The following is a 12921-nucleotide window of genomic DNA, read 5'->3' as shown; positions in this document are numbered from 1 at the left end:
TCAGTTCGACGCGTTGATCAGGCTGTTGGGCCGCATGTCCGTCCACGCGGACTCGATGTGGGCCAGGCACGCCTCCCGGGTGTCCTCGCCGTGGGCCGAGGTCCAGCCCTCGGGGACGGGGATCGAGGCCGGCCAGAGGGAGTACTGGCCCTCGTCGTTGACCAGCGCGTAGTACGACTCGTCCGGGTTCTCGAAGGGGTTGCTGCTCATGTCGGCTCCTGTGTCCGGGAATTCACTGCGGTATCGGGGTCCGCTGCGGGTTTCTGCTGCGGGTTTCTGCGGGGGGATTCGCTGCGGGGGTCTGTCACCAGGGGATTCGCACGCGCCGCGGCCACGCCTACGACCGTACGAGCGGGGGGAAGCGCCGGGGGGCACTCGCTGAGGCAGTCCGGCGGCACTTCAGTCCAGCCGGGCCTTGCCGATGGCGGGCCGGAGGGCGGCGATGAGCGCCGCCAGCCCGGCCAGGGCGCCGTGCAGGAGCATCGTGGCGGGCAGCCCGACGGCGTTGACCAGCACGCCCAGCATCAGGTTGCCCACCGGCACGGCCGTGAAGGCCGTCATGTTGAGGACGGACATCACCCGGCCCCGCACCTCCGGCGCGGCCCAGCGCTGTACCAGCGAGCCGAGCACGTTGCCGACCAGCCCGGAGAGCATGCCGAGCCCGAAGTAGACGGCCACGGCCGGCCCGAAGGACCCGATCAGGCCGAGGACGGCCAGCAGCAGGCCCTGCCCCGTCACCCCGACGACCACCATGCCGCCGCTGCGGCGGCGGGTCGGCCAGGCCGTCGAGATCAGGAAGCTGGCGACGGCGCCCAGGGTGAAGGCGGTGAGCAGCGCCCCGACGCCCAGCGGGGTGCCGTAGCGGTCGGCGAGCAGCACCAGGCCGACGTTGACCGGCCCCATGCTGGCGAGCTCGCTCAGGCCGATCAGCACGATCAGCCAGAACAGGTCGCGGTGGCCGCGGATGTACCGCAGGCCCTCCCGGATCCGGGCCGGCAGGCCCTCCGGCGGCGGGCCGCCACCGTCCTCGGCCTTTCCCGGGGACGGTGCCGCTGTCGGTACCGCTTGCCGTACGGCCGGGGCCCGCAGCAGCAGCACCGCGACGGCCGAGACGGCGAAGCTGACCGCGTCGAAGCCGGCCACCAGGGCCGCGCCGCCGACGCCCATGAGCAGCGCCCCGACCGGCCCGCCGAGTGCCTGGCCGCCGCGCGCGCCCAGCAGGAACAGCGAGTTGCCCCGCAGCAGGTGCTCGCGCGGCAGCAGGCGGGGGCGCAGCGCCCCGGAGGCCGGCATGAAGAAGGCGTCCATCAGGTTGGTCAGCAGCAGCACGGCCACGAAGACGGGCACCGACAGGTGGCCGAGCCAGGCGACGACGGCGGCCGCCGCCTGGACGGCGCAGCGCAGCAGGTCCGCCACGACCATGACCCGGCGCGGGCCGGTCCGGTCGACCACCGCCCCGCCGATCAGCAGGCCCAGCAGCGCGGGCAGCGAGCAGAGCGCCAGGACGGCGCCGGTCACGGTCGGGGAGGCGGTCTCGGTGAGCACCACGGTGAGGGCGACGAACCAGGCGGAGTTCCCGACCGCGGAGAAGCCGTTCGCGGCGACGAAGCCGAGGTAGCCGGGGCTGAACGGGCTTCCGTAGGCGTGCGGTTCGGGCTGTCCGGGCTGCCCCGGCCGGCCGGGCGGCTCCGGGCCGTCCTTGCGGACCAGGGTCTCGGCCTCAGCCACGGAGGTGGCCCTCCGCCTGGCTCCCCACCCGATGTTCGGCGGTGGCGGTCGTCGTGGGGTCCGCGCCGAACCAGACGTCCTCCGGGGTCAGCGCGCCGGTGGAGTAGACGCCGAGCGCGCTGGTGATCAGCCGCAGCTCCAGCGCCAGGCACTCCACCAGGCGGGCCAGGCCGTCCTGCGGGTCCTCGTCGACGGCCAGCAGCGCCGCCCGCCCGAGGCCGACGGCGGTGGCCCCGAGGGCGAGCGCCTTGGCCGCCCGGGCGCCCTCCCAGATCCGGCCGGCCGCGAGCAGGCAGCCGGTCGGGCTGACCCGGCGCAGGCACTCGTGCAGCGGGAGGCCGACCTGCGCCGGGAAGGCGCTGGGCGCCCAGCCGGAGCCGCCCTCGGCGCCGTCCACGGTCACCGCGTCGGCGCCGGCCGCCCAGGCCACCGCAGCGGCCGCGGCGACGTCCCGGGCCGGCGGGAGCTTCACCCAGACCCGGGCGTGCGGGAAGTTGTTGCGCATCAGCCGGATCTGCTGGCGCAGGATCTCGTCGGTGAAGGTGCCGGGGCTGCCGCTGCGCAGGACCCGCGGATCGTCCGGACCGAAGACCTCCTGGAGCTGGAAGCGGTCGGCGAGCCGGGCCGCCTCGGCGCGCGGCAGGACGGTCATTCCGCCGAGGCCGGGCTTCGCCCCCTGGCCGACCTTCAACTCGAAGCCCAGGCGCCCGGATTCGAGCAGTCCGCGGGTGCCGGGGTCGCTGTAGACCAGGTTCCAGACCTCGGCGTCGGCGTCCTCGGTGCTCTGCTGGACCACCAACCCGCCCAGTCCGTCCGGGAGTTCACCGGCATAGGCCTCGATCCTGCGCAGCAGGGCGCGCTGTTCGTCGGTCTCGGCGCGGCCGTAGCCCTGGACCGGGACGATGTTCTCGCCGATCACCATCGGCAGGCCGAGCCGGCCGGCCTGCCGGGCGGCGGCCACCCCGAGGTCGCGGCTGGCGACCTGGGTGGAGCCGAAGGCCGACACGTACAGCGGCAGTGCGGAGGCGAAACCGCCGACGGTGGTGGCGAGTTCGACGTCGGAGAAGAGCGGTTCGCGGCCCAGGTCGATCAGCTTCTCCAGCCGCTGCGGGACGAACACCGGCGGGACCAGCCGGGCCCGGTCGAGCGGGTCCGCGGCGGGCCGGCCGTCGTCGCCGTAGAGGGTGTGGCCGTAGTCGTCCACCGAGGGGAAGGCCGCGGCGGTGCCGGTGCGGGCGCGGGTGCGGATCTCGGCCTCCGGCAGGCCGACGGCGTGCAGGGCGCTCACGGCGACACCGTCCCGACCAGCTTGGGGAACGCGCTGGCCTGCCAGACGGCGTCCAGCCCGGCGACGTAGCGGGTGAGGCGCTGCAGGCCGATGCCGAAGCCGGAGCTGGCCGGGATGCCCTCACGGGCGGTCTCCAGGTACCAGGCGTACTTGGCCGGGTTCTCGCCGGTCTCGCGGATCCGGGCGACGATCCGCGCGTAGTCGGACTCGCGCTCGCTGCCGCTGCACAGTTCGCCGTAGCCCTCGGGCGCGATCAGGTCGAAGTTGCGCAGCACGCCCGGGTTTTCCAGGTTCTCCCGGTCGTAGAAGCCCCGCGAGCCCTTGGGGTAGTCGGTGACGAAGAACGGGCGGCTGGCCTTGCCGGAGAGCAACGCCTCGCCGGGCCAGTCGAGTTCGGCGTCCGGGCTCTGCCCGTGGCCGAGCTCGTGCAGCCGCTCGACGGCGGTGGCGTGCGAGATCCGGTCGAAGGCGGTGTTGATCAGGTCGGTGAACGCGCCCGGGTCGCGGCCGAGTTGCTCCAGGTCCTCGGCGTGCTCGGTGACCACGTGGCGGGCCATGTGGCGCACCAGGTCCTCGATCAGCTGGAGGATGTCGTCCCGGGTGGCGCCGGCCACCTCGACGTCCAGCTGGTGGAACTCGGTGAGGTGGCGGCCGGTGCCGGCGGTCTCCACCGGCTCCAGGCGTACGTTCGGCGCCACGTAGAAGATCTTGTCGAAGGCCAGCAGCGAGGCCTGCTTGTACAGGATCGCGCTGGTCATCAGCTTGTAGCGGTGGCCGTAGTAGTCGATGTCGACCTGCTTGGCACCGCGGTTGCCCGGGTCGGTGACCGGCCCGATGATCGGCGGGAGCAGCTCGGTGAAGCCGTTGTCGCGCAGGAACTGGCGGGCGGCGGTCAGCAGGCCGCCCTGGATGCGCAGCGCGCCGCGGGTGACCGGGGAGGTCAGGTGCCGGCGGGGGTGCGGGAGTTCGGGCGTCTCGAAGGGGGTGTTCACGGTTGGGGCCTCGTGCTCTCTGGAGTGGATGAAGGAACAGTGGTGATCGACCGGCCCGCGGCGCGGCCGAGTTCCGCGCGGTCGTAGCCGCGTTGGACGTACGACAGCGAGGTCAGCAGTCCGGCCGAGGTGAGCGGCCGGGTGAGCCCGGTGACGGCGGCGCGGCCGAGCGGCATCGAGCCGGTCGCCGTCCAGCGCAGTCGGCCGGAGTCGTCGATGGTGCTGCGGGACAGGCCCGCGTTGTCCGGGTGCAGGCAGAACGGGACGTCCAGGTAGCCGCGTTCGAAGGCGGTCGGCAGGGAGCGGGCGACCACGCCGTCCAGGTCCAGCACCGCCTCCACGAAGGCCCGTGCCTCGGCGTAGACCTCGCTGTCCTCCTCGACCCCGGTGCCCGGTAGGGAGGTTGTCCCGGCTGCCACCCGGGCGGCGTGCTCCAGGGCGGTCACGTTCTCCCCGACGGTCGGGATCCCGAACGCCTCGGCGGAGGTCTTCACGATCAGCCGTGAGGCGCCCGAGCGGACCGCGAGCCGCGCCGAGGCGGCGAGCAGGTCGGCCGCCCCCTCGGGGGTCTGCGGGAAGACGCCCATGTAGGTGTAGACCACGATGTGCCAGGAGGGCGTGGGCAGGAACTCGGCCGCCAGCCGGCGCAGCGCGGCCACGGCCTCCTCGTCCTGCGGGCCGCTGGTCTGCTGGGCGTAGCTCAGCGAGACGTCGGTCACCCCGTTCTGGCAGAAGAACAGTCCCTCCAGGAGGCTGATGGCGACCAGCAGCGAGGGCGGGCAGAGCTGGCCCATCATGCAGCCGCCGAAGGTCTCCAGGTGCGGCTCCTCGCCGAAGTCCCTTACGGAGCCCAGCAGTCGGCAGCACTCGACCCAGTTCTCCACCGACTCGCGCAGCGGCACCCGGCCGTACGGCAGGCAGTAGGAGGCCGGTCCGCCCTCGGTGGCGTGCAGGCCGGCCTCGGCCAGGGCGGTCATGATGCGCTGCGGCCGCGCCGAACCGTGCCGGACCTGGACGGGGAAGCCCTCGTCCAGCGCCCCGTCCAGGACCGCCCCGGTACGGGCAGTGCCGTGGGCGACGATCGGGTAGCCGTTGAGGCGCACCCCTGCGGCCAGCGCCCGGCGGGCGGCGTCGTGCTCGCCGACCCGGGTGTAGCTGTCCAGGGTGAGCGTGCCGACGGTGGTGGCCCGGGCCCGCTTGGTCGCGAGCAGCCCGCCGCGCATCTCCTCGGGGTCGCTGAAGCCCATCCGGGGCTGGACGACCAACTGCCCGCGGGCATGCGCCCGGGCGACGAACTCGCCGAAGCCGGACCGCCGGACCGGGAGCACCCGGGCGGCGGACCGGGCGACCTCGGCGGTCCGCTCCGGATCGGCGGTTCGTACCGGTCGGGCGGTCCGGTCCGGTCCGGCGGTCCGCTCCGGCTCGCCGTTCATCGGGCGCCTCCCGCTTCCAGGGCCAGCGACGCCGGCGCCGTTCCGAGGCCGGCCTCCGACGTCCCCGCTCGCAGGGCCGCCTTCTCCAGGGATCCGACGAAGGAGCGGAAGGCCGTCACCCCGCCCGCGTCGTCGAAGACCGCGTCGAACCCGGCTGCCAGCAGCTCGGCCGAGCGGTCGCCTTCGTCGGCGCCGCGCACGCCGAGCTTCCCGCCGATGATCACCGGGCAGTCCGCCAGCTCCGGGCAGGCCCGCAGCCGTTCGATCGCCAGCAGGCCGTCCTGGGCACCGTGCCCGTTCACGCTGCTGAGCACGATCAGGTCCGGGCGGCGCCACTCGCACTCGGCGACCAGCAGGTCGCCGGGCACGCAGGGGCCGAGGTTGACGACTCGGTGCCCCAACTCCTCCAGCAGCAACTGGAGGTAGACGAGGTTCCAGGTGTGGGCGTCGGACATCACTCCGGAGACGACGACATCGAGTCCGGTTCTCGCGATGGCCGAGCGCGTGTTCTCTGTTTCCATAGTTCGCTTCCGCCGGGATGCCGCTTTTCGCGTCGCATCTGACGTCTCGATGAGCTCGCTGAGGTCGACTGTTTGCCGACTGAGCCGAACGTAGTGACGGCCCCGGCCCCCGAAGGGCACTCCCAGGGGCATCCGAGCGGTAGTTTCGGACCCACCGCGGGGTTCCCGCCGCGTGCTGCGACGCCACGAACCCCGCCCCGGGCCCTCCCCCGGACCCCACGCCGAATCCCGCCCCGGCGCGTCAGACCCCGCCCACGGGCACCGGCACGCCGGCCCCGACCGGCCGCTCGGCGGTCAGTGCGCGAATCAGGTTGAGCACGGTGAACCGGCGCCGCAGCCCGTCGGCGGTCTCCCGCAGCAGACCGTGCACCAGCAGCCCGTGCACGGCCCGCGTGGCCTCCGCGTACCCGGCCGGGTCCGGCGCGGGGCCGGCCGCCTCGGCCACCGTCCAGGGCTCGGCCCGCCCGCCCATCCGCTCCAGCACCCTCCGCCCGGCCTCCGGCAGCGCGGCCAGGCTCCGGCCGAGGTGGCGACGGGCGTCCGCGTGCTGGCCCACCCCGCTCGGGGAGGAGGCCAGGATCAGCGGACTGTGCGTGGCCAGCGCCAGCAGGTCCGCCGGGCCCTCCGTCAGGAACCACTCGGCCGCGTGCGCCAGTGCACTCGGCACCCCGTCGAGCCGGCGGCAGATCGCCGCCACGGCCGGCGCGGTCGCCGCGTCCAGCCGGAACCCGGGGTGGAACCGGTGGACGTGCGAGACCAGCAGCCGGACGGAGTCGATCCTGGCCAGCTCGGCGGCCCCGGCCACCGGCTCCGCCGGCACCGCCAGCGGACCCAGCGGGACGACCTGCTCCCCCGCCGTCCGCAACGGCGCCCGGGAGGTCACCACCACCCGCAGCCGGGGGCACCGCTGCAGCAGCCCCGCCAGCTCCGCCGCCGCCTGCTCACCGTCGGCATCCGATCCGTCGATCACCAGCAGGAGCTGCGCGTCACCGATCAGCGGACCGAGCGCGGCCAGGGCCCGCCGGGGGTCCTCCGCCGCCTCGGGCAGCAGCCTGCCGATCGGCAGGTCCGCCAGCCGACGGCCGCCCGCCTCCCGGCCCGACAGGGCCTGCCACGGCAGCCACAGCACCGGCCACCCGCACCCGGCGTGGACGGCCCCGGCGAGTTCGAGCGCCAACCGGGTCTTGCCGACACCCCCGAGCCCGACGATGCTCAGCGACCGATGACCGTCCACCGTCAACATCCGCATCAGACCGTCGAGTTCGGCGATCCGGCCGACCATCGGCGCGGTCGGCGCGGGCGGGGCCACCGACTCGCCGATGCCCCGCCGACCGACCGGCACCGGCGCGTACGCCGCCGACTCCAGCTCGGCCCGACGCGAGTCGTTCAGCCGCAGCACCTCGCTCAGCAGCCGGACCGTCTCCTGCCGGGGCCGCTGCGCCTTCCCCAGTTCGAGGTTGCGCACGGCGCGCACACTCAGCGTCGCCAGGTCGGCCAGCTGACGCTGGGTGAGCCCGCGCCGGTTCCGGTGGGCCCTGAGGAGTTCGCCGAATTGAGTCCCGTCCATGATGGTCTCCCCACGCTCATTCCCGCCCGGTCGGCCTCTGCCCCGCCGACCGGCGCGACGCCGCCGAGTCCAGCCCGACGACCGCTGGAGCGATCTTCCCGACCGGGGATCCACACCCGATCTCCGAGCGATCTGCGCCCCCCGAACCCCCAGCTCAACCCCCCTTCACCGCAGGGACCGGACGCCACCCCTCCGCCCCACCGCACCCCCCACTCCCGCGTTCCCCTGCCCGGTCGGCGCCCTCCCCGCGCCTCATCCCGACCCACCGCGCTCCGCGTCCCCCGAAAGCCACCCGGGCGGCCCCTCCACCGCTACCGGTCTGTCTCACCCTCCCAGCGGGGCGGGCAGTGGCCGGGTGTGGAGGATGTCCAGCCGGGAGACCGCCCGGGTCACCACGACATAGAGCCGGTGGAGGCCACGCGGCTCGGCTGCCACGATCGCCGCCGGCTCCAGCAGCACCACGTGGTCGTACTCCAGTCCCTTGACCAGCGAGGCCGGCAGCACCGTCACCCGGGCCGTGGTGCCCACCTGTTCGGCCGAGGCGGTCGGGATTCCGGCCGTCCGGAGGGCTTCGACGGCGTCCGCCAGTGCGCCGTCCGCCGCGATCACCGCGATCGATCCCTCCCGTTGCAGCGCGGCCCGCACCGCCGCGACCGCCGCGCCACCGAGGTCGCCGAGGTCGCCGCCATCGGCCTCGCCGACCCGCCGTACGGTCAACTTGCCGTCCTGCCGCAGCGAGACGGCCTGCGGCACGTCCACGTCCAGCGCGTCCAGCAGCCGGTTCGCCAGTGCCATCACCGCGGCCGGGACGCGGAAGCCGGTGGTCAGGGGCACCACGGTGGCCTCCGGCTTTCCGAGGTGGGCGAGCTGTTCGGGCCAGCTGCGGGCGGCCCAGGGGGCGGTGGCCTGGGCGAGGTCGCCGAGGACGGTGAGGGAGCCGAAGGCGCTGCGGCGGGCGATCGCCCGGCACTGCATCGGTGAGAGGTCCTGGGCCTCGTCGACGACGACGTGGCCGAAGCCGGCCGGGCGCTCGATCAACCCGGCCACCTCGTCCAGCAGCATCAGGTCGTGCTCGCTCCACTTGGCGCTCTTCTCGGAGCGTGGTGGCCGCCGCCAGAGGATCGCCGCCTGTTCCTCCGGGCTGAGCACCCCGTCGGCGGCTTCGGCCAGTACGGCGGGGTCGCCGAGCAGCGAGGCGACCACGGCTTCCGGGCGCAGGTTGGGCCAGGCGGCTTCCAGGAAGGCCGCGACGGGCTTGCAGCGCCCGACCTTCGCCCTCCAGGCGCCGGACATCACGCCGGCCCGCCGCTCGGCCTGGTCCTGCAGCAGGGCCACCACGCGGGTGCGGACGCTCTCCCGGCCGATCGCGTACGGCGGCGCCTGCTCGCGCAGTTCCGCGACGACCCGGTCGAGCTCCTCCGGCGGCACCCGCCACCGGTAGGAGCCGTCGGGGACGACCAGCGGCTCCGCGCCGGCCGCTCGGATCCGCCCGTAGAGGGCCCGGCGCAGCACGGTCGCCATCCGGACGTCCTGCTTGATCGTGGCGGCTCCTTCGTCGTCCACGGCGGTGACCGGCCGGGTGGCGACCAGGTCCGCCACGGTGCTCTGGGTGACGTCGATCTCGCCGAGCGCGGGCAGGACCTGGGCGATGTAGCGCAGGAAGGTCCGGTTGGGGCCGATGACCAGCAGCCCGCTGCGCCGGATCCGTTGCGGGAAGCTGTAGAGCAGGTAGGCGGCGCGGTGCAGGCCGACGGCGGTCTTGCCGCTGCCGGGGGCGCCCTGCACGCACACGGACTCGCTCAGCTCGCCGCGGACGAGTTCGTCCTGCTCGGGCTGGATGGTGGCGACGATGTCCCGCATCGGGCCGGTGCGGGGCCGTTCGATCTCGGCGGCGAGAATCCCACCCACCCCACCGCGCCCCGCCCCACCGCGCCCCGCCCCACCGCTCCCGGCTCCGCCGTTCCCCGCCGCTCCCCGACCGATTCCGTCGAGGCACTCGTCCTCCAGCCCGGTCAGTTCCTCCGGCGCGCCGAGGCTCCAGGGCGCCCAGCCGAACCGGCGGCGCTGCGCGAGCCCCTGCGGGTCGTGGGCGCTGGCCCGGTAGAAGGCGCGGGAGACCGGGGCCCGCCAGTCGACCACCAGGGGCGGCACGGTCGGGTCCTCGGAGATCCGTTGACGGCCCACGTAGTAGCGCTGGCGCCGGTGCTCCCCGGCCTGCGGGGTGTCGGCGAAGTCGAGGCGGCCGAAGAAGGACGGGCTCTCCGGCAGCTCCTTCATCTGCTTGGCGCGCGTCCGCAGGTACCGGCCGAGCGCCTCCGCGCTGGCGCCGTCGCCGGAGACGTCCTCTCCGGCGACGACCTGGTGGCTCGCGTCCTCGATCTGCCGGGCCAGTGCCGCCCGGCAGACCTCGACGTAGGCCCGTTCCCGCCGCAGCTCGCCGTCGAGGTCCCGGGCTTGCGCCGCGGCGTCCGGCCGCCGGATTTCCGAGGTCATCGTGCACGTCCCTTTCCCCGTAGCGGGCTCACTCACTGGTCTGGAACCAGCTTAACTGAACCCAGTCAATATTCTTACTTGGTTACGCCAGCCCGGGGGGCGAGCCGGGTGAGCGCCACCGGAGGGAAGGGACGGCAGGCTCGACTCAGGACACCAATGGCGCCTCCGCCAGCTCGGTCAGCGTCACGGTGCACAACCCGCCCCGCTCGGTCCGGACGTCCGTGACCTCCAGCTGCGTGCCCGGCAGCAGGATGAACTCCTCCTCGCCGGTGAACGCCGAGAAGCTCTGGATGCCCGTGGCCCGCACCGGTCGCACCTCGAAGAGCGTCCGCTTGCCTCGGCTGCCCAGGAAGGCCTGCGCCACCCCGAGCTCGGAGGTGCAGGAGGAGACGCCCCACCACGTCACCGTCTTGCCGAGCGGGTACTGCCGGCGGAGGTCCAGCGACACCCCGCGCCAGAGCGGCGCGGTGCGGACGGGCAGCCTCGACACCGCCGCGAACAGCAGCCGCAGGTACGGGAGGTAGGGCACCAGCCGGGCGCGGTCGGGCGAGCGCAGCACCGCGTTGATCTCCCGGTAGAACGCGGACTCACAGGTGTACAGGTACAGCGCGGCTATCTCGTCGGCGGACAGACCGGGAGCGGCCGCCTCGTCCACCCGCCGCTTCCCGAAGTCGTGCGACAGCGTGACGTGCCGGTCCAGGCCGCGCAGCAGCTCCGCGACCGGGGCGACGGCCTCCCGGAAGCCCATCAACGGGGTGTCGAACACCCCGGTGATGGCGGGCAGGACGAGGCCTTCGTCCTTCACGCTCGCGAGGCGGTCCAGGTAGAGCTGGTGCAGCTCCATCGTGGAGGCGATGAAGGCGCCCATCCGCTCGGCGACCCCGCCCTCCGCCCCGCCGCCCTCGACCGGCTGCGCGTTCCACCCGGCGCTGGGCAGCCAGTCGACCTCCTCGGCACCCAGCGAGGCGAGGGCGGCGTTCACCGTCCCGAAGTGCTCGCCGTCGCAGAAGATGTCCCCCTGGGCGGCCGGGTTGGCGTGGTCGATGTGCCGGACCTCGACCTCGGGGTACTTCTTCTGCAGCCGCAGCACGACGCTCTTCAGGTTGCGCGCGTGCGCACCCCACCAGGCGAAGACGACGTGGCGGTCCTCCTCGGCGGCCTGCTGCTTGGCCCGTAGGATCTCCTCGACGATCCGCTCCGCGACGGGCCGCCAGAACGCGGTGTGCTGGTCCGGGCCCATCGCGCCGTCGCTGCTGGCGGTCAGCGCCGCGTTCAGCAGCAGCACGCCCTGGGTGAGCATCGCCTGGAACCACTCCGGCGGCTGGACGGTCTCCTGCTCCTTCAGCAGCGCCCGTATGTCGGCGATCGGTGTCTTCTTGGGGATGCCGTACTTCCACATCGCCGCGGCCTTGATGATGCAGCGGATGCTCACCACCCGGCCGAACTTGCTGTCCTTCCAGTCGTGGAAGGTGTTGTCGAACATCGCGATGCCGGTCGCGCTCTCGGGCCGCGGGTACGGGTTCTGACCGAAGACCACGACCTTCCACTTGTGCGGCGCGTGCGGCTTGAGCGCCTGGAAGGTCAGCTCACGGACCGGGACGACGTCCGGGCCGCGGGCGGGGCCGATGAAGGAGGCCGCGCCGGGCTGAGCCTCGATGACCGGCTTCAGCAGCGGGAGCCAGGGCTCGCCGCCGCCGGTGAACAGCTCCGCCAGGGCGAGCGGGTCGTTCGGGTCGGGCTGGGGGACGGTGGGGGTGTCGACAGCACTCATGGTGGTGCAACTCCGGCTGGTCGGGGCCGTGCCAAGGACGGACGGGTGGCAGACGAATGGCAGATGACGATCCGTCAGTTTCCCCTGGCGGACACCACAGTCCTACCAGCCGGGTCCGACAATCCGGGCCGCCCCGACAGCCGCCCGGAGGCCCGATCCGGCACCCGGACGGATTGTCAGTGGCGCGCGCTAGCTTCGTCCCCGTCAGCAGGAACCGCACCGACCGACAGGAGCCCCGCCATGTCCGCGGACCGTACGCAGTCGCCGCTCAAGGTGGTGCTGACCGACCTCAACGCAACGGTGGTCGAGTCGTGGCGCGCCGCCTTCGCCGACACCCCCGGCATCGAGATCCGGCACGCCTCGATCCTCACCGCGGAGGTCGACGCCTGGGTCAGCCCCACCAACTCCCGCGGCCGGATGGACGGCGGGACGGACGCGGCGATCAAGCGGCACCTGGGCGCGGGCATCCAGCTGCGGGTACAGAAGGCGATCCGCGACGGCCACGGCGGCACGCTGCCGGTCGGCAGCGCGGTGTGCGTCCCCTCCGGGGCCGTCACTCCCAGGTTCCTGATCTCGGCCCCCACCATGCAGACCTCCTCGCAGAACGTGAGCGAGACCTTGAACGTCGCGCTGGCCTGCGCCGCCGCCTTCCAGGCGGTCCACCGGCAGAACCAGCTGGAGCCGGGCTCCATACGGTCGGTCGCGCTGGTCGGCATGGGCGCCCAGACCGGCCGGGTGCCGGCCCGGGTCTGCGCCAACCTGATGTGGACGGGCCACACCCTCTTCAACGACCACCACTTCGAGGACGACGACGCCCTGCGCGCCACCATCCTCGCCCAGCTGGACGACCTCGAACGGGCCCCCGCCACCGAGCGGGTGCGGATCGCGCCGCCCGCCCGCGTCGCCTCCTCGCCCCGAAGGAGCTGACCACCGACCGAAGGCCCCCCATCCCCCGTCCCGCGACATCGCCTGACACGAAGGCAGCCGGCTCCACCAGCCCGAGCAGGCAAGGACCGACGGCACCGACCTCCTGGTCACCGCCCGCGGCCACACCGACTTCTGGCGCACCACCAGCTACGCCTTCGTCCGCGACGACGGCACGCGCTGCTCACCGGCTTCCCGCCGGGC

General features: G+C 73.7%; 10 protein-coding genes. 1 reads left to right on the top strand and 9 read right to left on the bottom strand.

Features of this window, described 5'->3' with window-relative positions; genetic code table 11:
- The 9 genes from BX285_RS19020 to BX285_RS18980 all read right to left on the bottom strand — a co-directional run bounded on the left by BX285_RS19020 (position 1) and on the right by BX285_RS18980 (position 11793).
- The gene (locus tag BX285_RS19020) at positions 1-210 is read right to left on the bottom strand and encodes an MbtH family protein (RefSeq protein WP_097239080.1); all 210 of its coding nucleotides are present in this window, start codon (positions 208-210) and stop codon (positions 1-3) included.
- Between the two features lie 189 nt (positions 211-399).
- Positions 400-1728, bottom strand: a complete 1329-nt coding sequence (locus BX285_RS19015; RefSeq protein ID WP_183107107.1) for an MFS transporter — start codon at positions 1726-1728, stop codon at positions 400-402.
- Positions 1721-3016, bottom strand: coding sequence for a glutamate synthase-related protein (locus tag BX285_RS19010; protein WP_097239078.1), 1296 nt, complete (start codon positions 3014-3016; stop codon positions 1721-1723). The genes BX285_RS19015 and BX285_RS19010 overlap by 8 nt, the downstream gene beginning before the upstream one ends.
- Positions 3013-4008: an asparagine synthetase A gene (locus BX285_RS19005; RefSeq protein WP_097239077.1), complete on the bottom strand. Its 996-nt coding sequence runs from the start codon at positions 4006-4008 to the stop codon at positions 3013-3015. Before BX285_RS19005 ends, BX285_RS19010 begins: the two co-directional genes overlap by 4 nt.
- A complete protein-coding gene (locus BX285_RS19000) occupies positions 4005-5441 on the bottom strand; it encodes a methylaspartate mutase (protein WP_121175883.1) in 1437 nt (478 codons plus the stop codon). The genes BX285_RS19005 and BX285_RS19000 overlap by 4 nt, the downstream gene beginning before the upstream one ends.
- Positions 5438-5962: a cobalamin B12-binding domain-containing protein gene (locus BX285_RS18995; RefSeq protein WP_097239075.1), complete on the bottom strand. Its 525-nt coding sequence runs from the start codon at positions 5960-5962 to the stop codon at positions 5438-5440. The genes BX285_RS19000 and BX285_RS18995 overlap by 4 nt, the downstream gene beginning before the upstream one ends.
- Before the next feature lie 241 nt (positions 5963-6203).
- The gene (locus BX285_RS18990) at positions 6204-7529 is read right to left on the bottom strand and encodes a helix-turn-helix domain-containing protein (protein ID WP_121175880.1); all 1326 of its coding nucleotides are present in this window, start codon (positions 7527-7529) and stop codon (positions 6204-6206) included.
- Positions 7530-7853: 324 nt separating this feature from the next.
- Positions 7854-10022, bottom strand: coding sequence for an AAA family ATPase (locus BX285_RS18985; protein WP_183107106.1), 2169 nt, complete (start codon positions 10020-10022; stop codon positions 7854-7856).
- A 145-nt stretch (positions 10023-10167) separates the two neighbouring features.
- Positions 10168-11793 carry an ADP-ribosyltransferase domain-containing protein gene (locus BX285_RS18980; protein WP_097239073.1) on the bottom strand — a complete coding sequence of 542 codons (1626 nt, stop codon included), beginning with the start codon at positions 11791-11793 and terminating at the stop codon, positions 10168-10170.
- A 240-nt stretch (positions 11794-12033) separates the two neighbouring features.
- On the opposite strand from BX285_RS18980, the gene BX285_RS18975 reads away from it, so the two are divergent.
- Entirely contained in the window at positions 12034-12720 is a 687-nt protein-coding gene (locus tag BX285_RS18975; RefSeq protein ID WP_121175877.1) for a macro domain-containing protein, read from the top strand.
- Positions 12721-12921: the final 201 nt, after the last annotated feature.

It is taken from the genome of Streptomyces sp. 1114.5 (genome assembly GCF_003635085.1).
In the GTDB taxonomy this organism is placed as follows: Bacteria; Actinomycetota; Actinomycetes; order Streptomycetales; family Streptomycetaceae; genus Kitasatospora.
The sequence above is the reverse complement of the archived record's forward strand: the minus strand, read 5'-3'. Positions and strand labels throughout refer to the sequence as shown.